General features: G+C 63.3%; 21 protein-coding genes and 1 riboswitch. Of the genes, 17 read left to right on the top strand and 4 right to left on the bottom strand.

What is annotated here, in order from left to right; all coding sequences use genetic code 11:
* Positions 1-63 precede the first annotated feature (63 nt).
* The 11 genes from EB235_RS25505 to EB235_RS25455 all read left to right on the top strand — a co-directional run bounded on the left by EB235_RS25505 (position 64) and on the right by EB235_RS25455 (position 12014).
* A complete protein-coding gene (locus EB235_RS25505; protein WP_027034627.1) occupies positions 64-1062 on the top strand; it encodes a LacI family DNA-binding transcriptional regulator in 999 nt (332 codons plus the stop codon).
* Entirely contained in the window at positions 1059-2576 is a 1518-nt protein-coding gene (locus tag EB235_RS25500) for a sugar ABC transporter ATP-binding protein (protein WP_027034628.1), read from the top strand. The genes EB235_RS25505 and EB235_RS25500 overlap by 4 nt, the downstream gene beginning before the upstream one ends.
* The gene (locus EB235_RS25495; RefSeq protein ID WP_027034629.1) at positions 2576-3625 is read left to right on the top strand and encodes an ABC transporter permease; all 1050 of its coding nucleotides are present in this window, start codon (positions 2576-2578) and stop codon (positions 3623-3625) included. The genes EB235_RS25500 and EB235_RS25495 overlap by 1 nt, the downstream gene beginning before the upstream one ends.
* A 68-nt stretch (positions 3626-3693) precedes the next feature.
* Positions 3694-4683, top strand: a complete 990-nt coding sequence (locus EB235_RS25490; RefSeq protein ID WP_245268943.1) for a substrate-binding domain-containing protein — start codon at positions 3694-3696, stop codon at positions 4681-4683.
* A gap of 256 nt (positions 4684-4939) precedes the next feature.
* A riboswitch (cobalamin riboswitch) is annotated at positions 4940-5147 on the top strand.
* 22 nt (positions 5148-5169) lie between these two features.
* A complete protein-coding gene (locus EB235_RS25485; RefSeq protein ID WP_245268944.1) occupies positions 5170-5631 on the top strand; it encodes a DUF1636 family protein in 462 nt (153 codons plus the stop codon).
* Positions 5628-6416, top strand: coding sequence for an ABC transporter ATP-binding protein (locus EB235_RS25480; protein WP_027034632.1), 789 nt, complete (start codon positions 5628-5630; stop codon positions 6414-6416). The genes EB235_RS25485 and EB235_RS25480 overlap by 4 nt, the downstream gene beginning before the upstream one ends.
* Before the next feature lie 38 nt (positions 6417-6454).
* Positions 6455-7402, top strand: coding sequence for an ABC transporter substrate-binding protein (locus EB235_RS25475; RefSeq protein WP_027034633.1), 948 nt, complete (start codon positions 6455-6457; stop codon positions 7400-7402).
* Positions 7402-8451, top strand: a complete 1050-nt coding sequence (locus EB235_RS25470; protein ID WP_027034634.1) for a FecCD family ABC transporter permease — start codon at positions 7402-7404, stop codon at positions 8449-8451. The genes EB235_RS25475 and EB235_RS25470 overlap by 1 nt, the downstream gene beginning before the upstream one ends.
* A 66-nt stretch (positions 8452-8517) precedes the next feature.
* Positions 8518-8997, top strand: coding sequence for a MarR family winged helix-turn-helix transcriptional regulator (locus EB235_RS25465; RefSeq protein WP_027034635.1), 480 nt, complete (start codon positions 8518-8520; stop codon positions 8995-8997).
* Entirely contained in the window at positions 8994-10175 is a 1182-nt protein-coding gene (locus EB235_RS25460) for an HlyD family secretion protein (protein WP_027034636.1), read from the top strand. Before EB235_RS25465 ends, EB235_RS25460 begins: the two co-directional genes overlap by 4 nt.
* A gap of 306 nt (positions 10176-10481) precedes the next feature.
* A complete protein-coding gene (locus EB235_RS25455) occupies positions 10482-12014 on the top strand; it encodes a DHA2 family efflux MFS transporter permease subunit (RefSeq protein WP_027034637.1) in 1533 nt (510 codons plus the stop codon).
* A gap of 76 nt (positions 12015-12090) precedes the next feature.
* Here EB235_RS25455 and EB235_RS25450 read toward each other — a convergent pair whose 3' ends face one another.
* The gene (locus EB235_RS25450; protein ID WP_032926131.1) at positions 12091-12603 is read right to left on the bottom strand and encodes a CAP domain-containing protein; all 513 of its coding nucleotides are present in this window, start codon (positions 12601-12603) and stop codon (positions 12091-12093) included.
* A 95-nt stretch (positions 12604-12698) separates the two neighbouring features.
* Between EB235_RS25450 and EB235_RS25445 the strand changes: the two genes are divergently transcribed.
* Positions 12699-13097, top strand: a complete 399-nt coding sequence (locus tag EB235_RS25445) for a VOC family protein (protein WP_027034639.1) — start codon at positions 12699-12701, stop codon at positions 13095-13097.
* A gap of 173 nt (positions 13098-13270) precedes the next feature.
* The gene (locus tag EB235_RS25440; protein ID WP_027034640.1) at positions 13271-14095 is read left to right on the top strand and encodes a DUF2189 domain-containing protein; all 825 of its coding nucleotides are present in this window, start codon (positions 13271-13273) and stop codon (positions 14093-14095) included.
* A gap of 76 nt (positions 14096-14171) precedes the next feature.
* Here EB235_RS25440 and EB235_RS25435 read toward each other — a convergent pair whose 3' ends face one another.
* Positions 14172-14804, bottom strand: coding sequence for a LysE family translocator (locus EB235_RS25435; RefSeq protein WP_027034641.1), 633 nt, complete (start codon positions 14802-14804; stop codon positions 14172-14174).
* A gap of 143 nt (positions 14805-14947) precedes the next feature.
* Positions 14948-16933 carry a pilus assembly protein gene (locus EB235_RS25430; protein WP_027034642.1) on the bottom strand — a complete coding sequence of 662 codons (1986 nt, stop codon included), beginning with the start codon at positions 16931-16933 and terminating at the stop codon, positions 14948-14950.
* 313 nt (positions 16934-17246) lie between these two features.
* Between EB235_RS25430 and EB235_RS25425 the strand changes: the two genes are divergently transcribed.
* Positions 17247-18107, top strand: a complete 861-nt coding sequence (locus tag EB235_RS25425) for a TIGR01459 family HAD-type hydrolase (protein ID WP_027034643.1) — start codon at positions 17247-17249, stop codon at positions 18105-18107.
* Between the two features lie 6 nt (positions 18108-18113).
* Positions 18114-19094: a bifunctional riboflavin kinase/FAD synthetase gene (locus EB235_RS25420; RefSeq protein ID WP_027034644.1), complete on the top strand. Its 981-nt coding sequence runs from the start codon at positions 18114-18116 to the stop codon at positions 19092-19094.
* 1 nt (position 19095) lies between these two features.
* Here EB235_RS25420 and EB235_RS25415 read toward each other — a convergent pair whose 3' ends face one another.
* On the bottom strand, positions 19096-19650 hold the full coding sequence (locus tag EB235_RS25415) for an HdeD family acid-resistance protein (protein WP_027034645.1): 555 nt from the start codon (positions 19648-19650) through the stop codon (positions 19096-19098).
* A gap of 188 nt (positions 19651-19838) precedes the next feature.
* On the opposite strand from EB235_RS25415, the gene EB235_RS25410 reads away from it, so the two are divergent.
* Positions 19839-20651: a MipA/OmpV family protein gene (locus tag EB235_RS25410; RefSeq protein WP_027034646.1), complete on the top strand. Its 813-nt coding sequence runs from the start codon at positions 19839-19841 to the stop codon at positions 20649-20651.
* A 230-nt stretch (positions 20652-20881) separates the two neighbouring features.
* Complete coding sequence (gene ileS, locus EB235_RS25405) at positions 20882-23860, top strand: isoleucine--tRNA ligase (RefSeq protein ID WP_027034647.1); 2979 nt, start codon at positions 20882-20884, stop codon at positions 23858-23860.
* The last annotated feature ends 96 nt before the right edge of the window (positions 23861-23956 follow it).

Raw genomic sequence — 23956 nt, 5'->3', positions numbered from 1 at the left:
CAAGAGCGGACCGGAAACGCAGCATCAAGGAGGAGCGCTTGCCAGCACTCCGTTTGAGTCACCATGCCGACAATGGCTGAAGTCGCGCGCCGCGCCGGCGTGTCGGTTTCGACCGTGTCCCATGTCATCAACCGCACCCGCTTTGTCTCACCCGAGAAGGCGCAGTTGATCAACGACGCGATCGCTGTGATGGGCTATCAACCCAACGAGTTGGCGCGCTCGCTGAAAGTATCCTCGACCAACAGCGTCGGCCTGGCGATCTCGGCAATTTCCAATCCCTATTTCACCGACATCATCTGCGCGGTGGAGGCCGAATGCGCGCGGCTCGGCCTCATGGTGTTCCTTTCCGACACGCAGGAGGACCCCGACCGTGAGCTGTCGGTGGTGCGCGCATTCCACCAGCGGCGGGTCGATGGTGTTATCCTGGCGCCGTCGGGCGCGCCGCAGCGGGCCATCGACTATTTGGCCGAAAAGAAGCTACCCTGCGTGCTGATTGACCGCTTCGCCGACGACCGCTTCGACCAGATCGGCGTCGAGAACCAGTCGTCGATGCGGGCGCTGATCGACCATGTCGCCTCCTTCGGGCACAAGCGCATCGGCTATATCGCCGGCCAGCCGGGTCTGGCAACGACGCGCGAACGTATCGAGGCATTCCAGTCTTCATTGGCGGCCAATGGACTTGAATGCCTGCCGCACTATGTCTCGCCCGACAATGTGGACACGGCGAGCGCCACGGCATCGACCCATGCCATTCTGTCGTTGCCGTTGCCGCCCACGGCATTGATCACCGGCAACAACATGACAACGATCGGCGCTGTGCGCGCCATCCGCGAAAGAGGCCTCTCGATACCAGGCGATCTCTCACTTGCCGGCTTCGACGATTTCGAATGGGCCGATTGCTTCGAGCCGCGGCTGACGCTCGTCGCGCAGCCTTGCACCGAGATCGGACGACAAGCGGCTGCCTTGCTCTGCGCCCGTATCGCATCCAGCGATCTGGAGCCGCAAGCGGTGCGGCTGCAGGCGACGCTGCAAACCCGCCAGTCCTGCGCGAGGCCTGCATGAGCGCGCCGCTGCTTTCCGTCACCGGCGCGGTCAAGCGCTTCGGCGGCGTCAAGGCGCTGCGCGGGGTCGATTTCGACCTCAAATCCGGCGAGATCCACGCACTGCTTGGCGAGAACGGCGCCGGCAAGTCGACGCTGATGAACCTTCTGTCGGGCGTCTACACGCCGGACGAGGGCGCCATCCATATCGACGGCAAGCCGGTTACCTTCAACAATCCCCGCGAGGCGCAAGCGGCCGGCATCGCCACCATCTTCCAGGAGCTCGACCTGGTGCCGACGCTCGACGTCGCCGCCAACCTGTTCCTTGGTCGCGAACTGATGCGGTCGGGCGGGTTCCTCGATGTGCCGGCGATGCGCAGCGAGGCACGCAAGCGGCTCGAGGCCATCGAATTGGCCATCGATCCGGCCAGCATGGTGGCGAACCTGTCGATCGGCCAGCGCCAGGTCGTGGCGATCGTCAAGGCGCTGTCCTACGCCTCGCGCGTGCTGATCATGGACGAACCCACGGCGGCGCTTACGGTCAGCGAGGTCGAAAGGCTGTTCGATATCATGCGCAAGCTCGCCGCCAGCGGCGTCGGCATCGTCTACATCTCGCATCGCCTCGAGGAGGTGCCGCAGATCGCGGACCGGGTGACGGTGATGCGCGATGGCAGTATTGCCGGCGTCACCGAGCCGCACGCGCCACAGGCCGAGCTGGTCCGGCTCCTGGTCGGACGGCCGCTGGACGAACTTTATCCCGAACGCGCCAAGACCGCCGGCAAGACGCTGCTCAGCCTGCGCGACGCGAGCTTTAGACTTGCCCATGAAAGTGCCGGATGGCAGCCGCCGACCGGCGTCTCGCTCCACGTCAAGGCGGGCGAGATCGTAGGGCTTGCCGGCATCATGGGGGCAGGGCGCACCGAGTTGCTCAGCGCACTCTATGGCACCGGCCTGTCGGGCCATTGGGAAGGCGAGGTCGCCATCGATGGCCGGCCCGTAAACCTCAATTCCATCAAGGCCGCACGAAATGCCGGTATCGCTTTCGTCACCGACGATCGGCGCGGCAGCGGCCTGATGCTCAGAATGGCGGTCGGCCTCAACCTGGTCATGTCGGTGATCCGCCGCATCTCGCCGGCCGGCCTGATGTCGCCGCGCCGCCAGGCGGATGCGGTGAAGCAGTCCTTCGGCCAGTTCGACATCCGGCCGAAGAACCCCGACATCGCCGTTGGCGCGCTGTCGGGAGGCAACCAGCAGAAGGTTGTGCTGGCCAAGGAAATCCTCGGCAATCCAAGGTTGCTGCTGCTCGACGAGCCGACACGCGGCGTCGATGTCGGCGCCAAGGGCGAGATCTACGCTCGGCTCAGGCAACTGGCCGCGCAAGGGCTCGGCATCCTGGTTGCCTCCAGCGAGATGCCGGAGCTGATCGGTCTGTGCGACCGGATCGTGGTGCTGCGCCAGGGGCGCAATGTGGCGGAATTCATCGGCGGCGTCGACGAGCACACGGTGCTGGCCGCGGCAAATGGCAGGGAGGCCTGATGTCTGAAGGCAAGATTTCGGCGGCAAGCGGGCCGGTGGCCGCGGCACCGGTGCATCGCGATCCCCTGGCGTTGATCGTGCGCTTCCAGAGCTTGATCGGCCTGGTGCTGGTGGCGATCGGCGGCATCATCTTCTCGCCGCGCCGTCACGGGGCAATTCTATTCCTCGACCCCGACAACATCGCCAACATCGTGCGCGCGGTGTCGGAGACAGGCATCATCGCCATCGGCATGACCTTCGTGATCATCACCGCCGGCATCGACCTTTCGGTTGGCGCGGTGCTGGGGCTGTCCAGCGTCGTCACCGCGACGATGATGATCTCCGGCGGGTTCGGGCTTATCCCCACCATCCTCGCCGTGCTCATCATGGGCATCGTCTTCGGCACGATCCAGGGCGCCATCTCCAGCCGCTTCCGACTCGAGCCCTTCATCGTCACGCTCGCAGGTCTGCAGGCCGCGCGCGGCCTGGCGCTGGTCGTTTCGGGCAACCAGTATATCAACATTTCCTATGGCGACGGGCTGGGTCTGGCTCCGCCGGTGTTCGCGGTGCTGGGGGAACGCCTGTTCCACAACACCGTGCCGGTCGCCACCATCGTCTTCATCGTCTTTGCCGCGATTGCAACGATCGTGCTCAACACCACGCGCTTCGGCCGCTATGTCTTTGCCGTCGGTGGCAATGAGCGCGCGGCGCGTATTTCCGGCGTGCCGGTCTCTATGGTCAAGATCTCGGTCTATGCCATCACCGGCTTTGCCGCTGCGCTGGCCGGCATCGTGCATGCCGGCCAGTTCAATTTCGGCAGCGCCAATGACGGCATGGGCTATGAGCTGACGGCAATCGCCGCCGTGGTCATCGGCGGCACCAGCCTGTTCGGCGGGGCCGGCTCAATGGTTGGCACCGTTGCCGGCACCATCATGCTGGGCGCGCTCGCCAACATCCTTCAGCTCAACAACATCACGCCAGCCATGCAACTGCTGGCGACCGCCGCGATCATCGTTCTGGCGGCAGTGCTTCAATCCCTCGTTCGCCGCCGCGAGGGTTTGGGTCGTTAGGAGGAAGGCGGCAAACCAGAGACTGAAACCAAGGTCTGGCCACGGCCCGACGAGGAGGAGAGTAAGTTATGAAAACCATGAAAAGAGGATCGAGGCGCGTGCTTCACGCCGCGCTTCTGGCAGGCGCTGGGCTGTGCATTGCAGGAACCGCGCAGGCTGCCGACCCGTTGGTCAAGGCCTGCTCCAAGGATGGCCAGTTCATCATCGGCTTTTCGCAGGCGAACAATGCCGAGCCCTACCGGCAGCACGTCAATGATGAGCTGACAGCGGCGGCCAAGGAAGTGCCGGGCTTCACGTTGCAGATCGCCGACGGTGCAGGCAACGTCAACACGCAGACCTCGCAAGTCGACAACTTCATCACCCAGAAGGTGGATCTGCTCCTGATCTCGCCGTTCGAGGCGGCACCACTGACGCCGGCGGTCAAGCGCGCCATGGATGCCGGCATCCCGGTCATTGAGCTCGACCGCAAGACGGTCGGCGACCCCGGCAAGGACTACACCGCCTTCATCGGCGGCGACAATTACAAGATCGCGCTCGAAGCCGGTAAATATACCGCCAAGACGCTGTTGCCGGATGGCGGCGAGGCGGCGGTACTGGAAGGGCTGCCGAGCTCGACGCCGGCGGTGGAGCGGCTGAACGGCTTCAAGGACGGCGTCAAGGTAAACGCCAAGATCCAGGTCGTGGCCGAGCAGGCCGCCGACTGGGTGCCGGACAAAGCCCAGACTGCCTTTTCCGCCATGCTGCAGGCGCATCCCGACATCAAGGTGCTCTACGCGTCGAACGACATGATGGCTGCCGGGGCGCTGCTCGCCGCCAAGGGCGCCGGCAAGGAGGTCAAGATCATTGGCACCGATGGCTTGCCCGGCCCGGCCGGCGGCATCGAGGCGGTGGCCAAGGGTGACTGGGCGGCGACCTTCACCTACCCGACGGGTGCGAAGGAAGCGATCGAGATGTCGAAGAAGATCCTGCTCGACTGCGCCTCGTCGGTGGATACGACGGTCACCGTCGACACCACGGCTATCACGCCCGAAAACGCCAAGCAGCTGTCAGGCAAATAGGCCGGCTGCCTTAGCCATCCAATTCAGGGCGGGGTTCACGCGAACTCCGCCCTGTCTGCGTTTCACAGCCGTCACGACAACTCGAAAGGGGCGCGCCTAGGGATTGACAGCGGCGGGGAAGATTCTCTAATGTTCTGTTATTACATAACTAACGGAAATAGTTGCCTGGGTTTTCTCCGAGGAAGCAGTGGCTGCTGGTGCCGGGATGGTGACAGGTTTCGTCGAAAAGAATCGTTGCGATGCGCTTCGGGCAAAATTAGCATGGCCCGGTGATGGTCCCCGCGCCGAAAGGCAAGGGGTGAAAAGGGAACACGGTGGGACCCCTCAAGGGATCGAGACCGTGGCTGCCCCCGCAACTGTAAGCGGTGAGCAAGATCCGAAATGCCACTGGCCGGCAAGGCTGGGAAGGCAGGATTGCGCCGAGACCCGCGAGCCAGGAGACCTGCCATCAGCATGTTGACCGGACGGGGTGTGCCGGGAGGAAACGTGGACGTCGGTCTTGTCGGCCGGCTCGCCAACATCCTTCCGTCGCCAGTTTTGGAAAGTGACGGAAAGTTGGACGGCGCCATCGACCATCGCATCATCGTGTGCACGCTTTGCCGCGACATCCCGACTGGCATCAGGTCGGGTGAAAGCCTGTGCGCCGATTTGCGCTCCCGGCTGTCGGCCCACCATGAACCAGATGTGGCGCATGGCTTCACGGTCGAAGGCGTAGAATGCATGGCGGGCTGTGCGTGGCCGCTGACGGTGGCTTTCCAGGCGCCAGGCAAGGCCGCCTATCTCTTCGGCTCCATCGATGCGCAGGCCGATGCCGGTGATCTCGTGCGATTTGCCAGGCTCTATGCCTCGCTCGCCGATGGCTGGTGCAACTCGGGACAGCGTCCGGCAGGATTGGCCGGCAAGACGCTGGCTCGCATCCCGGGCAATCTGGCGGGCAACAGCCGATGACCATGCCACTCCTCGACGCGCGCGATCTCGGCGCGACTGCGAATGGCCGGGCTCTGGTCCAGGCGGTCAGCCTGTCGGTGGCATCAGGCGACCGTCTCGCCATCATCGGTCCCAATGGCGCCGGCAAGACCACGCTGCTGCGTATGCTTTCGGGCATGCTCAGGCCAAGTTCGGGCGAGGTGAAGCTTGGCGGGCGCCGCCTGGACAGGATTTCGCCCGCCGAGCGGGCCCTGCACATCGCCGTCGTCGGCCAGACCGACCAGCCGGATCCGCGGCTGGCGGTGATCGACTATGTCGAACTTGGCCGCGTCCCGCATGCCGGCCTGAGGCGCAGGAGCGACGAACGCGACATCGTCGTCGACGCGCTGCGCCGGACCGGCCTGTTGCCGCTGCTTGGCCGCACCATCGGCTCGCTGTCGGGCGGCGAACGCCAACGCGCCCAGCTTGCGCGCGCCGTCGCACAGCAACCGAAAGTGTTGTTCCTCGACGAGCCGACCAACCATCTCGACCCGCGCGCCCGTGGCGAGCTGCTCGAACTCGTGGCCGGCTTCGGCATGACGGTGATCGCGGTGCTGCACGATCTGGCGTTGGTGGCGCCGTTCGCCACCAGGGTCGCGGTGATGAACGAAGCGCGGCTGCATGCGCTCGCCGTACCGCGCGAAGCGCTGACGCAAAAGCTGATCCGCGAGATTTTCGGCGTCGACGTGTTTCGCCTGCGCCACCCTACCGAGGACCGCGAACTGACGGTGTTCGATGTGCCGAACCGTGCCGCGCCACCGTCCTGATCGAACCCATCCTACTGTTCAACCAAGGAGCAAAATCCGTGAAACGTCTCGCACTGTCGCTTGTCCTCTCGCTGCTGGCCTCGACAGCTTTCGCCTTCCCGGTCACCGTCGACAGCTGCGGCAAACCGCTGACCTTCGATGCGCCGCCCAAGCGCGCCGTCATCCATGATCTCAACATGGCCGAGATGGCCTTCGCGCTGAAGCTGCAGCCGTCGATCGTCGGCCTGACCGGCATCACCGGATGGTACAAGGTCGGCCCCGAATTCAAGGCCGAGCAAGGTTCCATCCCCGAACTGGCGCCCAAATACCCGACGCTCGAAAACCTTGTCGCGGTCGAGCCCGATTTCTTCTTTGCCGGCTGGTACTATGGCATGAAGCCGGGCGGCGAGGTGACGCCCGACACACTCGCCCCGCATGGCATCAAGACGCTGGTGCTGACGGAAAGCTGCGTCCATCTCGACAAGAACCGCCCCGCCGCTTCGATGGACCTGCTGTATGGCGACGTCGAAAAGCTGGGCAAGATTTTTGGCAAGGACGCCGAAGCGGAAAAGCTCGTCTCCGGCTGGAAGGCGCAGCTCGCCGATATCACGGCGAAAGTCGGCAACGCCAAGGGGACACGCGTGTTCCTCTACGACTCGGGCGAGGACAAGCCGTTCACCGCCGGAAAATTCGCCATCCCGAGCGCCATGATCACCGCCGCCGGCGGCGACAACATCATGGCCGACATGGACACCAGCTGGGGCAATACCGACTGGGAAACGGTGGCGTCGCGCAATCCGCAATTCCTCATCCTGCTCGATTACCAGGATGGCGGCGGTTACAAGAAACTGCTCGATTTCCTTAAAGTCCATCCGGCAATGAAAGAGACCGACGCGGTCAAGAACGAGCGCTTCGTGGCCTTGCGTTGTGCCGAGCTGACGCCCGGGCCGGCCAACATCGAAGCGATCGCCAAGATCGCCAGGGCGATGCATCCGGAAGCGTTCTGATGCATCTTGCCCCTGGGCATAGATCCGGTGCGCGTTCGGGGCACAAGGCATTCACGCTGGCCATGGCCGCGGGCGCGGTGGCGATGGCCGCTCTCGCACTGCTGTCGATCGCCTATGGTTCGACTTTGATCCCACTGACGGATGTCGTTGCCTCGCTTGGCCATGCCGTTGGGCTGGGTGGACACGATGTGTCCGGCCCCATCGGCAAGATCGTCGTCGACCTGCGGCTGCCGCGCACGATCCTGGCGATGTGTGTCGGCGCCGGTCTGGGTGTCGTCGGCGCATTGCTGCAGACGGTGACCCGCAACGATCTTGCCGATCCCTTCCTGTTCGGTCTGTCGTCGGGAGCCGCCGCGGGTGCTGTTTCCGTCATCACCGTGTTTGGTGACAGTTTCGGCATCTGGACCTTGCCGGCCGCCGCCTTCACCGGCGGCATACTGGCCGCCTGTGTCGTGCTTCTGCTGGTCGCGCGGGTGAGGGGGCAAGGCCCCGAACGGCTGATCCTCGCCGGCCTTGCCGTCTCCTTCCTGTTCACCGCCTTGACCAACTATCTGGTGTTTGCCGGGGACCAGCGCGCCGCCCACTCCGTCCTGTTCTGGACGATGGGCGGCCTTGGCCTGGCGCGCTGGGACAATCTTTGGCTGGGCGTCCTGGGCGCGGGCACCATTTTGGCCTACGCCCTGTGGAACCACCGCAAGCTCGACGCCTTCCTGGCCGGCGAGAACGCAGCCGAAAGCCTCGGCGTGCCGGTGGCGCGTATGCGCAGGACGACCTTTCTCGTCGCCGCCTTCTCGACGGCCATCCTGGTATCGGTCGCTGGCGTGATCGGTTTCGTCGGGTTGATGATCCCGCATCTGTCGCGGCCGCTGACGGGTCCCTTGCATCTGCGCCTGGTCGCAAGCTGTGCGCTGTTCGGGGCGATGCTGTTGCTGGCAAGCGATCTTCTGGCCAGGACCCTGCTGCCGCCGCAGGAACTGCCGATCGGCATCATCACCAGCTCGGTCGGTGCGTTCTTCGTCGTCACGATGATTGTGCGAAACCGCCTGTGAAAATCGGCCGGCTCTGCCGCAACGAGACATCTTGAATAGTAAGCACGCTTATTATATATACCGCTCATGGTTTCAGATGGCATCGACAGATTGGGATTTTTGATCCACGACGTGCAACGGCTGCTGCGCAAGCGTTTCGAAACGCGCGCCAGCGGGCTTGGGCTGTCCTCGGCGCAATGGCGCCTGATGGTGCGTGTCGCGAAGGAAGAAGGCATCAGCCAGGCAAGGCTCGCCGAACTGCTTGAAATCGAACCGATCAGTGTCTCGCGCCTCGTCGACCGGATGGAGGAGGGCGGCTGGATCGAACGCCGCTCCGATGCCGCCGATCGCCGCGTGCGTATGATTTTCCCGACCCCCAAGGCGAGCGCGGCCTATGCCGAGGTTAAGAGCCTGGCCGGCGAAGTCTATGAGGAATCGCTTGTCGGCGTTTCGCCGCAGGATCGTCGCGTCCTGATCAGCGCGCTCGACGCGATGGCTCAGAATCTCGGCGACGGCGATACCGCGTCCTCGGAGAAAATCGAGCCTGCGAAAGGCGCAGCAGCATGAACGCGGTGGCCAAGGTCAACAAGAACGCCCCCAAGGTGGAGATGGAAGCACCGGCCCAGCCGGTTGCCGCTCCCATTGCGGTCGCGCCTCCGGTGCAGGAGCCGGCTCCGGCACCGAAGAAAAAGCGCCGCATTGGCCGCTTCTTTTTGATGTTCGCGCTGCCGGCGGCGCTGGTTATCGGCGGCGGCTATGTCTGGGTCACCGGCGGCCGCTATCAGGAGACCGAGAACGCCAATTTGCAGCAGGCGAAAGTGTCGATCGCTTCCGATACGGCTGGCCGCATCGTTCAGGTTGACATATTCGACCACCAGCTGGTCAAGCAGGGTGACGTGCTGTTTGCCATCGACCCTGAACCCTACCGGATCGCATTGGCCCAGGCCGACGCGGCAGTCGCGGTGGCACGTGTCGGCATCGAGCAGTTGCGCGCCGCCTACAGCCAGTCGATGGCGCAACAGAAATCCGATGCCAGCGAGGTCGATTTCGCCCAGTCGCAATACGACCGCGCTGCTGATCTGGCCCAGAAGGGAATCAACGCCAAGTCGTCGCTGGATCAGGCCAAGAACGATCTCGACAAGGCCAAGCAGCAGCTGGCCGTTGCCGAACAAGGCATCATCAGCGCCAAGGCGGCACTTGCCGGCAATCCCGACATCGAGACCGACAAGCACCCGACCGTGATGGCTGCACTGGCCGCCCGAGACAAGGCCGCCTACGATCTGGCGCAGACCACGGTCAAGGCGCCGGCCGATGGTGTCATCAGCCAGGCCTCGTCATTCAAGGTCGGCCAGTATGTCGGCTCGGGTACGCCACTGTTTGCCCTGGTCGAGACCGGCGACACCTGGATCGACGCTAATTTCAAGGAAACGCAGTTGACCCACATGAAGCCCGGCCAGAAGGCCGAGATCGTGGTCGACACCTATCCCGGCCGCACCTTCGAGGCGACGGTCAAGGCGATCGGCGCCGGCACCGGTGCGGAGTTTTCGCTGCTGCCGGCGCAGAACGCCACCGGCAACTGGGTCAAGGTCACGCAGCGCATCCCGGTGCGCCTGGAACTGACGGATGCCGACGCCAGGATGGCATTGCGCACCGGCATGAGCGCCTCCGTCACCGTCGATACGGGCGTGGCGCGTGGATGGCCGTCCATCTTTGGCCACGCCAACGCCGGCGAGGCGGCGCAGTAAATCAGCAGAAACCCGCGGGGACCATGCGGGTGGTAGCGAGTAGCAGGATTGGTCTGATGGAGGAGTGAGAGGGATCAGCGTTTGGACAAACCGCGTCGCGGCCTGGCCGAAATCTGAAATCTTCGACACGGACCCGTCGGTCCTCATGTTTCCGGGCGGCAGGCATCCGCTCATCAGAGACTTTCGGTCGATGTAACCCCCACATCGATAATCGCGTCCCACCGCGATGACGGTCTCTCAACGGAAGGCTTTGCCGCCCGGAAACCCTATGTACACGTTTTTGTTACCTGCTGGAAGTTTCCTATCATGAGCACGCCAGAACCATTTCGAGAAGTGCCGCACCGCGGCCTGATCACGGTTGCGCTCATGCTGGCGACCGTCATGCAGGCGCTCGACACCACCATCGCAAACGTCGCGCTGCCGACCATGACAGGCGACCTCGGCGCCTCTCCCGACAACATCAACTGGGTGCTGACCTCCTACATCGTCGCCGCCGCCATCATGACGCCGGTAACCGGCTGGCTTGCCGACCGCGTCGGCCGCAAGGAATTGTTCCTGACAACCGTGGTGGGCTTCACCATCTTCTCCATGCTGTGCGGCCTGGCATGGAGCCTTGAAACCATTGTGCTGTTCCGGCTGATGCAAGGCGTTTTCGGCGCTGCCATCGTGCCGCTGTCGCAGACCTTCCTGCTCGACATCAACCCCAAGGAGCGTCACGGCCAGGCCATGGCTATCTGGGGCGCCGGCATCATGCTGGGGCCTATCCTGGGTCCGACGCTGGGCGGCTGGCTGACCGACAATTTCAACTGGCGCTGGGTGTTCTTCATCAACCTGCCGGTCGGGATCGTTGCCTTCCTTGGCATGGCCGCCTATCTGCCGGCCGTTGCCCGGCGGGTGCGCAGCTTCGACTTCTTCGGCTTTGCCATGATATCGCTGGGCGTCGGCGCGCTGCAGTTGATGCTGGACCGAGGCGGCGAGGTCGACTGGTTTTCCTCGGTCGAGATATGGATCGAACTCGGCCTGGCCATCACCGGTTTCTGGGTGTTCATCATTCACACGGTGACGGCGGAACATCCCTTTATCGACCCCAAGATATTCCTCGACCGCAATTTCGTGACCGGCCTGGCGTTCATCTTCGTCATGGGCGTGCTCATCCTGGCCTCGATGTCGCTGCTGCCGCCAATGCTGTCGACCATTTTCGGCTATCCGACTGTGACCATCGGTATCGTCATAGGTCCACGCGGTATCGGCACCATGATTTCGATGCTCGTCGTCGGGCGGCTCATGAACAAGATCGACGCCAGAATTCTCGTCGTCATCGGCTTTCTGCTGACCGCGCAGTCGCTCTACACCATGGCGAGCTTCACCCCACAGATGGATAACTGGCTGATCCTCAGCTCCGGTGTCATCCAGGGCCTGGGCATGGGAATGGTGTTCGTGCCGCTGTCGACGGTCGCCTTCGCCACGCTCGACGCACGCTACCGCACCGATGCAACCTCGTTGTTCAGCCTGGTGCGCAATCTCGGCTCGTCGATCGGCGTCTCGGTCGTAACGGTGCTCCTGGTGCGCAACACGCAAATCAACCACGCCGAGCTTTCAGCCTTCATCAATCCGTTCAATCCCAATCTCTGGGCCGTCTCGCCGGCGGCCGCGGGCGGCGATCCAATGGCGCTGTCGGAGGTCGATCGCATGGTCAATCTCCAGGCGATGATGATCTCCTACGTCAACGACTTCAAAATCCTGATGCTGATGACGCTGGCTGCCATCCCGTTCGTCTTCCTGCTGCGCAAACCGAAGGCTGCGCCGGCCGGCGGCGCTCCTGCCGTGCACATGGATTGAGCCGGGCGCTGTTGAACTCGAGTCTCCGTGACGAGACGAGAAAATTCAAGGTGACGATCAGACGGACCGGGAAGCTCTACTTGCCGAGAACCAGCGACCAGTAGCGCAGGTTGGGGTCACGTCCATCGCGGACATAGGCGAGACCGAAGCGGCTGAAATCCGGATCGAGCATGTTGCGGCGATGGCCGGGCGAATGCGCCCAGATGTCGAACAGCTTCTGCTGGTCGAAGCGGCCCTCGGCGATGTTTTCGGCCGCGGCCCCCCGCACTCCGTTGTCCTTCATGCGCGAGGCGAAATCCTTGCCCCAGCCCATGGTGTGGCTCATGCGCTCGCGCGAGGCCATGTAGCCGGCCTGCTGCAGTGCGGCCTGTTCGAGCTGTGCGTCCGGGACCAGCGGACCGAGCCCGGCTGTGGCGCGCAAGCTGGCCAGTGTGGCGGTGGCGGAGGAGGAAACGCCTGCGCCTTGGCCTGTGGGGACAGAGACGGTGCTGCAGGCGGCAAGCCCGATCAAGGCGGCGAGGCCGGCCGCCTTGATCCATGCGCGCCTGTTCAGGTCTGCTTGACGGATTTCGATTTTTTCAGCTGTCATGCCTGCCTGACATAGCCGCGATCATGGCTTTTGCCGGGCAGGGCGGTGAAAATCGCGTTTAACAGGCCACGAATCGATACGAAGGAAACCCAAAAATGCTGCACCACATCTCCTTCGGCGTTTCGAACATCGAACGCGCGACCGCCTTCTACGATGCCGTGCTGGCGCCGCTCGGCTATATCAGGGTCTGGGACGATCTCAGGCCCGGCGAGCCCGACCAAGCGGTGGGCTACGGGATTGCCGGCGGCGGCGACAAGCTGGCGCTGAAACTTCGCTCGAAAGGGCAGCGTCCGCCTGGTCCGGGTTTTCATCTGGCCTTTGCCGCTCCGGATCGCCAGAGCATCGCGCAATTCCACGCGGCAGCGCTTGCTCATGGCGGCCGTGACAACGGCGCGCCCGGCCCGCGGCCCGACTATGGTGCGCACTATTATGCCGCCTTCGTCGTCGACCCGGACGGTCACCGTATCGAGGCCGTCCTCAACGCGCCGGGGTAGCTTCCTCAACGCGAGCCTTTGCCGGCATGGCGATGACAATCCCGTGAGAGCGTGTCCAGGCCCATCGATTTGGCGACAACCCCTGGCAAATCGGCTATGGTGCCACATCTACTAGTGGCAGCTGCGGGCGGCCATCTCGGCGGTGACCGCCCCCGACACACGGGAGGATGGTTATGGCTGGCTTTCACGTCATGGCGGACGCGTATGGGATGCATGTGCAGCCCACGGTGCGACGCATAAACACGGCGGATCTCTGGGACGCGCTCAGGCTCGGCGCCGAGGATTTCTGGGCGAAACCGTCCCACTATGTGTTCCTGTGCCTGATCTATCCGATCGTCGGCCTGATCCTGACGCAATGGACATCGGGCTCCAATGCCATCCAGCTTGTCTATCCCTTGATGTCGGGCTTTGCCCTGCTCGGGCCTTTTGCCGCCATCGGGCTCTACGAGATCAGCCGCCGGCGGGAACTCGGCATGAACACGGATTGGCGCCACGCATTGGATGTGCGCCGTTCTCCGGCGTTGCCGTCGATCGCGGTCATCGGCATCATGCTGTTTGTGCTGTTCCTGTTGTGGCTGTTCACCGCGCAATCGATCTACAGCAGCTTGTTTGGCGATCAGCCGCCGGCTTCGATCGGCGCCTTTGTCCGCGACGTGCTGACGACCGGCAAGGGTTGGACATTGATCGTGCTCGGCAATGCGGCCGGTTTTGTCTTTGCCGTGGTGGTGCTGGCCACAACGGTCATCGCCTTTCCGCTGATGCTCGACCGTGATGTCGGTGCCGTCTCGGCAATCGAGACCTCGGCCAGCGCGGTGATGGCAAACCCGCTGCAGATGGCGCTGTGGGGGCTGCTGGTTGCCGTGCTGCTGGTGATCGGCTCGATCCCGCTGTTTGCCGGGCTGGCCGTGGTCATGCCGATCCTGGGCCATGCCACCTGGCACCTCTACCGCAAGGTGATCGAGCCGGCGCAGATCCGGCCGATCCGCCGGCCGATGTAGGGAGCCACATCCGTTCTGGCAACTTCGCAAGCGGTTGGGAATGTTAGCGCCTGGCGATAGACTGACGCTTGCGCCCTCAGCGCTGCGCGTCGGTCGCCATTTTCAGCGCCAGCGCCGTCAGCACGCCTCCCATCATCCAGCGCTGGATGACCAGCCATAATGGCCGTCCGGCAAGGAAGGTGGCGATCGAGCCGGCGGTCACTGCGATGATGGCGTTGACGGTCAGGCTGATGGTGATCTGCGTCGCGCCCAGAACCAGCAGCTGCGACAGGACGTGGCCTTTGCTGATGCTGATGAATTGCGGCAGCAGCGACAGATAGAGAACCGCCACTTTGGGGTTGAGTAGATTGGTCATCAGTCCCATGGCGAACAGCTTGCGCGGCCCGTCTTTCGGCAGGTCGCGCACCTGGAACGGCGACCGTCCGCCCGGCTTCACGGCCTGCCAGGCCAGCCACAAGAGATAGAGCACGCCGGCAAAGCGCAGCGCGTCGTAGGCATAGGGCACGGCCAGCAGCAGCGCGGTGATGCCGAACGCTGCCGATACCACGTAGAACAGGAAGCCGACCGCGACCCCGCCAAGTGAAATCAGTCCGGCCTTCGGCCCTTGCGACAGCGAACGCGAGATCAGGTAGATCATGTTCGGGCCCGGCGTCAGCACCATGCCAAGGCAGACCAGCGCGAAGGCGAGATGGTTGGCGGTATCGGGCATTGTTCGTCCCCCAAGCTTTGTCGCCAGGCGTGCCGCGATTGATGCGCGATCCCGCGGGCCGCCAATATGTGCCTGTCACGGCAGGCGCCCGCAAGGGCTTGGCGGCGCCAGGCGTTGCGCCAGAAAAACCCGTCCCGGCTGGCTTAGCCGACCACCCGCAGGTTCGACAGTTCGTTGCCGATTTCCTTGAAGTCGTTCGATAGGCTGGCGCCGGTCGCATTCCAGAACAATTTCGCCGGCTTGCTCGGATCCGTCGGATCCTTGCGGAAGCGCGAGTCCGACGAGCAGGATTTCAGCGCATTGATGGCCAACTGGTCGCTGGCCTTGGTCGTCGACAGATCGAGCGCCACGGTCATCACCAGGATGTTGGCCGCCTTGGCGTTGTTGCAAAGCGTCGCCATCTGTTCGTTGAGCGCATTTGTATAATTGCCGTTCGAATAATCGAACTGACCGATGGCGCTCGATGTGCCCATGAACATGCGGCCGACCGAGGTGCCGTTGTAGCCGGGGTTGAGATAGCCGTAGGACGCATAGGTCGATTTCGAGTTGGCGGGATCTGAATAGCCTAGCGAGGACGGCGTATAGTAGGTGTTGGCGCCGTCGGTCAGCACGATCACCACCTTGTCGTTGCCTTTTTCCGTTTCGGGGCGCCCCTGCGTGAACGGTTCACCGCTTGAAACCACCCGCCAGCCCCACGCTAGGCCCTCGGGAACATTGGTGCCGCCATTCGGCTGCATCAGGTCGATCGCTGCTTTGATTGCTGTTTGCCCATCGGCGACGCTGACGTCGGTCAGCGGCGTGATTGCACCGGTGGTGCAGCTGTAGTTCGGGCCATTGCCGGTGGGCAGCGCCGGCGCATCGATCGGCCGCGGCTGGAAATATTTGGCCATGTTGCGCAGCCGGGATTGACCGGTGCTGCTCGAAGGATCGTCGTTCCACCAGCTGTTCACCGCGCCATAGGTCACCGGTGCGGCCTCGTCGGGGTCCTGGGTCAGTTTCCAATGATTGCCGGGTTCGTCCGGGGCGAACATCGGCACGAACATCGTTGCCGGATCACCGACGCCTATGCCGGTGTTGGCCGAGCCGCCGGCCGTCGGGGTGTCGTTGACATTGTAGGGATAGGGCCGGGACTCGACACAGCCTTGCCAACTGGCGAATGGACCATAGGAATCGATGTAGTCATATTCGTCGTGGCTGCGTTTGCAGGTGTTGTTCGAGTTGTATGCGTCGCAAACCACCCGCTTGCTGTTGACGACACGCTCGTGGTTGGTGACGACCTGCATGTCGCGATAAAGCGAAAACCGGGTCAGCATCTGGCCTTCCGCTGCGCCCCAGCCGGTGCCGCGCTTGTACCAGATGCCGTTGGTCTGCTGGGCGTATTTGGTGGGGGCGTTCAATGTCGACCAGTCGAAATTCTCGTTCGACACCGGCGACAGGCCCTCGGTATCCATCCAGGATGCATTGCCATTGGCGGCGCCGACATTGACCGAGGCGGCAAATGGCACGAGGCCGAACTGTACCGGCTTGTCGACCTGCTTGATCATCGCCGCCTGCTGGGCAAGCGTGTCGACCAGCTGTTTGGCCGCGGTCTTGAGAAGATCGATGCGCATTTGTCCAGAGCCTGTGCCAAGCGTGGTCATCGATCCTGAATTGTCGAGCGCCAGGGCAACTTCCAGCGTGTTCTTCAGCCGCACCTGGGAGGTGATGTTGAAGCTGATCCTCTGGTTCGCATCGGTCGCGGATTTGCCGACAAGCTGGGCAAAGGCAGGGTAGAAATAGGGCTTGTAGTTGAGCTGCGCGGTCATCGTCATCAGGCCGCCGCCGGTGGCGGTGCTGGGCAAGGTGACGTTGAGCGTCGCACTGGCCGGATCGACATCGTTCAGGTTGGCATTGAAGAAATCGAGCGCATAGGCTCTCAGCTGGTCGTCGGTAGCACCTTCCGTCAGCCGCCGCGCCGTGGCGAAGTTGGCGGCGTCGAGCGCGTTCGTCACCATCTGTTTTTCGCGATTCATTTCGGTGAAATCGACCGCGACCGCCAGGCCGCCCATCAGCGGCACCATCGCCACAACCGTCATAAGAGCATAGTTGCCACGCTTGTCGCGGCGGAACTGACGCCAGATTTCATGCATGTCTTGCAGCGGCCCCCGCCGGCGGATTCTCGATCGTCGCCAACATTCCATAAAACGCTGAAGGACGAGTTTGGGAAACCGCTCTATTGCTCGGCTGGCGCTTCACCATCCGCTAACCAATGCGAGGGCAGCGGCCCCCGATCCACTCCAAAAACAGAACGCCCTGCCGAGGCAAGACGTTCGCAAGCAAACCTGTCGATCAACCGGCGATGCATGAAAGCTGGTGACACCATGGGCCGGTTCGGATAATCCGAACCGGCTGCGGCGAACCGTCGGCTGCGGCACTCGCAACGCTTATCTTGAAGGAAACGGCATGGCGGCTAAGCCTGAAATCGTTGGCTCGCTCGAAGACGTGTCGAAAGCCTATTCGGCAATTCTGTGCGATGTCTGGGGCGTGGTGCACAATGGCGAATGGCATTTTCCGGCGGCCGCCGCAGCGCTGGCAGCGGCAAGGGCGGCCGGTACTCCCGTTGTTCTCATCACCAATTCGCCCCGCCGCAGCGCCGATGTCGTGGCCCAGATGAGCGCGATCGGGGTTCCGCCGTCAGCCTACGACCGCGTGGTGACCTCGGGCGACGTGACCCGTGACCTGATCGCGGAAGGCCCGCGCAAAATCTTCCATATCGGCGCTGACCGCGACCTGACCCTCTATGACGGCCTCGATATCGAGCTCGTCGAGGAATTCGAGGCCGCCGGCGTCGTCTGCACCGGATTTTTCGATGACGAGGTGGAGAAGCCTGAGGATTATGCGGACCTTTTGCGCCGGTTGCGTGCCAGGAACCTGCCGTTCATCTGCGCCAATCCCGATATCATGGTGGAGCGCGGCGAACGGATCATCTGGTGCGCCGGCGCCCTGGCGCGCGACTATGCCCAGCTCGGCGGCCGCACGCTGATCGCGGGAAAGCCCCACGCGCCGATTTACGACGTCGCGATGAAGGAGGTGGCCGAGGTCCTTGGCCGGCCGGTTGAGCGTTCGCAGGTCTTGGCCATCGGCGATGGTATGATGACCGATGTGAAGGGCGCCGCCGACAATGGTTTCAATGTTCTCTACGTCTCCGGCGGCATTCATGCCCGCGACTATGGCGACCCGTTGCGGCCGGATCCGGCAAGGCTCGGGGTTTTCCTGGAACGGCACGGTTATCGTCCGGTGGCCGTCATAGCCAGACTGCAGTAGGTGGCAATGGTGACCTTCCAGCACCTCTCGGTAACCGGCCCACTGCCTGCCAATCTGCGTGGCGGCGTTGTCGCGATCGGCAATTTCGACGGCGTCCACCGTGGTCATCAGGCGGTGCTCGAACGGGCATTGGCCGAGGCAGCGCGGCGTGGTGTGCCTGCCCTGGTGCTGACCTTCGAGCCGCACCCGCGAACGATCTTCAGGCCTGACATGCCGCTGTTCGTGCTGACGCCGCCGCCGATGAAGGCGCGGTTGCTGTCGTTGCTGGGCTTTGCAGCACTTGTCGAGCAGCCGTTCACGCGCGACTTCGCCTCGCTGTCGGCGGAAGCCTTCGTCACCGATGTGCTGGAGAGGACGCTTGGCATTACCCACGCCGTGACCGGTTTCGATTTCCATTTCGGCAAGGACCGCCAGGGCGGGCCGGCCTATCTGATGGCGGCCGGCGAACGCCATGGCTTCGGTGTCACGCTCGTCGACGCTTTCCGCGACGAGGGCGCCGAGGTGATTTCGTCGAGCCGGATCCGGTCCTTGCTCTGCGATGGCGAGGTGGCCGAGGCCGCCGGCCTGCTCGGTTATCGCTTCACGGTGGAAAGCGAGGTCGTGGGCGGCCAGCAGCTCGGGCGAACGCTCGGTTTTCCGACCGCGAACATGAGGCTTCCCGCGCAAGCCACTCTTAGGGAAGGCATCTACGCCGTCCGCTTCCGGCGCGCCGACGGCACGCTGCATGACGGTGTCGCCAGCTTCGGCCGTCGCCCGACCGTCGATGACAATGGCGCGCCGCTGCTGGAAACCTTCGTCTTCGATTTTTCCGGCGATCTCTATGGCGAGATCTGCCAGGTCTCGTTCTTCGGCTTCCTGCGCAGCGAGATCAAGTTTGACGGACTCGATGCGCTGGTCGTGCAGATGAAACGCGATGAAGAAGAGGCGAGGGCACTGCTGGCCGGCGTCAAGCCGCTCTCCGGTCTCGACGCAGCCGTGGCTTTCTGACCTATTTCTTTAGTGCGAGGCCGACGGCGATGAAAGTCCAGCCCTGGAAGACCAGGTCGATCGCCAGGAACAGTCCGAGCACCCACAGGCTGTTGACCGGCCAACCCATGGCGATGATCAGGCCCGCAAGCACGCTGATGACGCCTGCCGCGACGATCCAGCCCCAGCCGCTTTCCGGACGATGGCTGTAGCCGACCCAGGCCCGCAGCGCGCCGGAAGCGACGAGCGCAACGGCCAGCAGGAAGGTCAGCACCGCCGAGGCCAGCAGAGGATTGTCGAAAGCGAAAAATCCGGCGACCGCATAAAGCAGTCCGCTGAGCAGCCAGTAGAAGAAGCGGCCCCAGGTCTTGACGCCGAAAGCATGCATGATCTCGATGATGCCGGCCACCAGCATCAGCCAGCCGACGACATAGACGGAAGCCACGGTGGCGATGAACAGATTGCCGAAGGCGATGCCACCGAGGATCAGCAGCAACACGCCGAGCCCTACGAACCATCCCCACTTCTGTCGTGTCTGGCCGATCGCGTTCTTCAGTGTATCGCCGTGCAGGGTCATGTCGCCACCTCCATTGAGGACCGCCAGTGTGCAACGAAGTTACCCTTGGTGCCGGTCCGCGTCCAGCCGAGGGCGGGCCGGATGATGCAGCCAATGCGAGCCCGATGTCTCGTCCTTAAATCAAATTTTACCAAAGCCTCGGCAAAGCTGTCATGGCGGCGCATGAGTATCGTGTTAGTGGAGTGACCATGAGTTCGGTCGGAAAGATTTCTGTAGCCTTGGCTACCCTGATGCTGGCGACGACAAGTGCGGCTGAGGCCGGCGACGGCGCGTTCGGCTGGCTGTCCGGCGACTGGTATCTGACGGTTGGCGCCACTGGCCTGGTGGCGCCGAATTTCGAGGGCGGCAAGAAGTACATGCTCAGCGCCCAGCCCATCATTTCACTGGGCAAGGCCGGTCCCCAGGCACGCTTCACCTCGCGCAACGACAATATCTCGCTGGCGCTTGTCGATGATGGCAGCGTCCGCGCCGGCCTGACCGGCAAGTTCCTGTTCAGGCGCGATGACAGCAATGCCGACGAACTCAAGGGCCTTGATCCGGTTCGCTGGGGTGGCGAAGTCGGCGGCTTCTTCGAATTCTATCCGACGGATTGGCTGCGCGCGCGTGCCGAGCTGCGGCATGGCATCCGAGCCCATAACGGCTTTGTCGCCGATATCGCCGCCGACGCTTTCTACGACGTGACGCCAACGGTCAGGATTTCGGGTGGACCGCGCGTGTCTTTTGCCTCGGCGAATTATTTCGACGCCTATTATGGCGTCAACGCGCAGGAAGCCGCGGCCTCGGGCCTTAGCCAGTACAATCCCGGTGGCGGCCTGAAATCCGTCGGCCTCGGCGGCGCGGTGACGTGGAAGGTGACGGATCCGATGACAGCCAGCCTGTTCGGCGAATATTCGCGCCTGGAGGGTCCGGCGGCCGATTCCAGCCTGGTCCGGGAGCGCGGCGACCGCAACCAGTTCATGGTCGGTGTGTCGACCACCTATCGCTTCGACTTCAAGATGTAAGCGAATCGAACGAGACGCTTTATTCCTTCGCCTATCTCCGCTAAAAGCCCAACAATGACGAGCTTTTCGCGCCTTCGTGTGCTGACGATACGAATTACCGGCCCGGTGTTCCGGGCGGCCTGAGCGCCGCCGGAGCCGCCGGGACTTTTGCGCGCACCCCCCGCGCTTTTCCAGACCTTCATAGTTCAAGCCCCGGGGCTTTCCCGCCGGGCAATTGAGATGGCAGATCAATGACCGATACCCCTACCGCCGACAAGGCCGAGACAATCGACTATTCCAAGACGCTTTACTTGCCGCAAACGGATTTCCCGATGCGCGCCGGCTTGCCCGAGAAGGAGCCGGTTCTGGTCAAGCGCTGGCAGGACATGGACCTCTACCGCAAGCTGCGCGACAGCTCCGCCGGCCGCACGAAATACGTGCTGCATGACGGCCCGCCCTACGCAAACGGCAACATCCATATCGGCCATGCGCTGAACAAGATCCTCAAGGATGTCATCACCCGCTCGTTCCAGATGCGCGGCTATGATTCCAACTATGTGCCTGGCTGGGACTGCCACGGCTTGCCGATCGAATGGAAGATCGAGGAGCAGTATCGCGCCAAGGGCAAGAACAAGGACGAGGTGCCGGTCAACGAATTCCGTAGGGAATGCCGTGAGTTCGCTGCGCACTGGATCTCGGTGCAGGGCGCCGAATTCCAGCGGCTAGGCGTCGTCGGCGACTTCAAGAACCCCTATACGACGATGGCCTTCCACGCCGAGTCGCGCATCGCCGGCGAACTGTTGAAATTTGCCATGTCGGGCCAGCTCTATCGCGGCTCAAAGCCGGTGATGTGGAGCGTCGTCGAGCGCACCGCATTGGCCGAGGCCGAGATCGAATACCAGGACTACGAATCCGATACGATCTGGGTGAAGTTTCCCGTCGCCAGCCTGGTCCGCCCCGTCGATGACGGTGAAGCCAGGCTGACGGAAGGCGCGCTCGACCTGCTGCAGGCCCATGTCGTCATCTGGACGACAACCCCCTGGACGATCCCTGGCAACCGTGCCGTCAACTATTCGCCGCGTATCAGCTACGGTCTTTACGAGGTCACGGCGGCCGAGAACGCGTTTGGGCCGCAGCCCGGCGAAAAGCTGATCTTTGCCGATGCTCTCTCCGAAGAATCGTCGGCCAAGGCCAAGGTCACCTTGAATCGTCTTCGCAGCGTTACCGCGCAAGAGCTTGCAAGCCTTACGCTTTCGCACCCCTTCAAGGGTCTCGGAGGCGGTTACGAATTCTCAGTGCCGATGCTCGCCGGCGACCATGTCACCGATGATGCCGGCACGGGTTTCGTCCACACGGCGCCCGGCCACGGTCGCGAGGATTTCGATGCCTGGATGGATGCGGCACCCGACCTGCGCGCGCGCGGTGTCGACACCGCGATCCCCTTTACCGTCGACGACGCCGGCTTCCTGACCAAGGACGCGCCGGGCTTCGGCCCGGATCGCGAGGGCGGACCGGCGCGCGTCATCGACGACAATGGCAAGAAAGGCAACGCCAACCAGGCCGTCATCGATGAGCTGATCAAGCGCAACGCCTTGTTCGCGCGCGGCCGGCTCAAGCATTCCTATCCGCATTCCTGGCGGTCGAAGAAGCCGGTCATCTTCCGCAACACGCCGCAATGGTTCGTCTATATGGACAAGGACCTCGGCGACGGCACGACGCTGCGCAGCCGCGCCTTGAAGGCCATCGACGACACCCGCTTCGTGCCGGCCGCCGGCCAGAACCGCATCCGCGCCATGATCGAGGAGCGCCCCGACTGGGTGCTGTCGCGCCAGCGCGCCTGGGGCGTACCGATCGCCGTCTTCGCCGATGAGGATGGCAACGTGCTGAAGGACGAGGCGGTCAACCAGCGCATCATGGATGCCTTCGAGGAAGAAGGTGCCGATGCCTGGTTCGCCGCTGGCGCCAAGGAGCGTTTCCTCGGCAATCACGATGCCTCCAGGTGGAGGCAGGTGATGGACATCCTCGACGTCTGGTTCGATTCGGGCTCGACGCATGTATTCACGCTCGAGGACCGTCCTGACCTGAAGTGGCCGGCCGACGTCTATCTCGAAGGCTCCGACCAGCACCGTGGCTGGTTCCACTCCTCGCTGCTCGAAAGCTGCGGCACCAGGGGCAGGGCGCCTTACGACACCGTCGTCACCCATGGTTTCACCATGGACGAGGACGGGCGCAAGATGTCGAAATCGCTCGGAAACACCGTCGTGCCGCAGGACGTCATCAAGCAGTCCGGCGCCGACATTCTGCGGCTGTGGGTGGTGACGACGGATTATTGGGAAGACCAGCGGCTCGGCAAGAACGTGCTGCAGACCAACATCGATGCCTACCGCAAGCTGCGCAACACCATTCGCTGGATGCTGGGCACGCTCGCCCATGATGATGGCGAGAGCGTGCCGCTCGAAGCGATGCCGGAGTTGGAGCGGTTGATGCTGCATCGGCTGTCCGAGCTCGACGAGGTGGTGCGCCAGGGCTACGACGCCTTCGAGTTCAAGCGCATCACCCGCACGCTTCTCGATTTCATGGTGGTCGAGCTGTCGGCCTTCTATTTCGACATCCGCAAGGACGCGCTCTACTGCGACGCGCCGTCGAGCCTGAAGCGCAAGGCCTCGGTGCAGGTGGTGCGCCACCTCTTCGATTGCCTGGTGAAATGGCTGGCGCCAATGCTGCCCTTCACCACGGAAGAGGCCTGGCTCGACCGCCATCCCGATGCGGTGTCGGTGCATCTCGACCAGTTCCCGGAAATCCCGGCGGATTGGAAGAATGAGGCGCTGGCGGAGAAATGGCGCAAGGTACGGCAGGTGCGCCGCGTCGTCACCGGCGCGCTCGAGATCGCGCGGGCCCAGAAGGTAATCGGCTCCTCGCTGGAGGCGGTGCCGGTCGTCACGATCAACGACGCAGCGCTCGAGGCGGCGATATCGGATGTTGATATGGCGGAGATGGCGATCACCAGCGATCTCGTCATTGCCCATGGCCAAGCGCCGACAGGTGCCTTCACCCTCGACGACGTCAAGAGCGTTGCCGTGGCGGTCGAGAAGGCCGAGGACCGCGGTTTGGTCAAATGCGCGCGCTCATGGCGCTATACGGCCGATGTCGGGCAGGATGCCGAATTCCGCGACGTTTCGGCGCGCGATGCGGCCGTATTGCATGAATTGCAGGCGCTTGGGCGTTTGTAAGCCGGTGCACAAATGCCACGCCGGGCGGTGCAAATCCGCCCGTGCGTTGCCCTTAACGAGTGGTTGAGGTAAACACGCGAAACTCCGGAAGACAAA

Source organism: Mesorhizobium loti R88b, assembly GCF_013170845.1.
Classification (GTDB): domain Bacteria; phylum Pseudomonadota; class Alphaproteobacteria; order Rhizobiales; family Rhizobiaceae; genus Mesorhizobium; species Mesorhizobium loti_B.
The sequence above is the reverse complement of the archived record's forward strand: the minus strand, read 5'-3'. Positions and strand labels throughout refer to the sequence as shown.

Bases quoted from the DNA above. Each gene is read 5' to 3' on its own strand.
- EB235_RS25465 (WP_027034635.1), top strand. From the start codon at position 8,518: ATGGTTTCAGATGGCATCGACAGATTGGGATTTTTGATCCACGACGTG.
- EB235_RS25505 (WP_027034627.1), top strand. From the start codon at position 64: ATGCCGACAATGGCTGAAGTCGCGCGCCGCGCCGGCGTGTCGGTTTCG.
- EB235_RS25450 (WP_032926131.1), bottom strand. From the start codon at position 12,603: ATGACAGCTGAAAAAATCGAAATCCGTCAAGCAGACCTGAACAGGCGC.
- EB235_RS25435 (WP_027034641.1), bottom strand. From the start codon at position 14,804: ATGCCCGATACCGCCAACCATCTCGCCTTCGCGCTGGTCTGCCTTGGC.
- EB235_RS25455 (WP_027034637.1), top strand. From the start codon at position 10,482: ATGAGCACGCCAGAACCATTTCGAGAAGTGCCGCACCGCGGCCTGATC.
- EB235_RS25415 (WP_027034645.1), bottom strand. From the start codon at position 19,650: ATGACCCTGCACGGCGATACACTGAAGAACGCGATCGGCCAGACACGA.
- EB235_RS25480 (WP_027034632.1), top strand. From the start codon at position 5,628: ATGACCATGCCACTCCTCGACGCGCGCGATCTCGGCGCGACTGCGAAT.
- EB235_RS25425 (WP_027034643.1), top strand. From the start codon at position 17,247: ATGGCGGCTAAGCCTGAAATCGTTGGCTCGCTCGAAGACGTGTCGAAA.
- EB235_RS25470 (WP_027034634.1), top strand. From the start codon at position 7,402: ATGCATCTTGCCCCTGGGCATAGATCCGGTGCGCGTTCGGGGCACAAG.
- EB235_RS25430 (WP_027034642.1), bottom strand. From the start codon at position 16,933: ATGCATGAAATCTGGCGTCAGTTCCGCCGCGACAAGCGTGGCAACTAT.
- EB235_RS25440 (WP_027034640.1), top strand. From the start codon at position 13,271: ATGGCTGGCTTTCACGTCATGGCGGACGCGTATGGGATGCATGTGCAG.
- EB235_RS25490 (WP_245268943.1), top strand. From the start codon at position 3,694: ATGAAAACCATGAAAAGAGGATCGAGGCGCGTGCTTCACGCCGCGCTT.
- EB235_RS25500 (WP_027034628.1), top strand. From the start codon at position 1,059: ATGAGCGCGCCGCTGCTTTCCGTCACCGGCGCGGTCAAGCGCTTCGGC.
- EB235_RS25495 (WP_027034629.1), top strand. From the start codon at position 2,576: ATGTCTGAAGGCAAGATTTCGGCGGCAAGCGGGCCGGTGGCCGCGGCA.
- ileS (WP_027034647.1), top strand. From the start codon at position 20,882: ATGACCGATACCCCTACCGCCGACAAGGCCGAGACAATCGACTATTCC.
- EB235_RS25410 (WP_027034646.1), top strand. From the start codon at position 19,839: ATGAGTTCGGTCGGAAAGATTTCTGTAGCCTTGGCTACCCTGATGCTG.
- EB235_RS25460 (WP_027034636.1), top strand. From the start codon at position 8,994: ATGAACGCGGTGGCCAAGGTCAACAAGAACGCCCCCAAGGTGGAGATG.
- EB235_RS25420 (WP_027034644.1), top strand. From the start codon at position 18,114: ATGGTGACCTTCCAGCACCTCTCGGTAACCGGCCCACTGCCTGCCAAT.
- EB235_RS25445 (WP_027034639.1), top strand. From the start codon at position 12,699: ATGCTGCACCACATCTCCTTCGGCGTTTCGAACATCGAACGCGCGACC.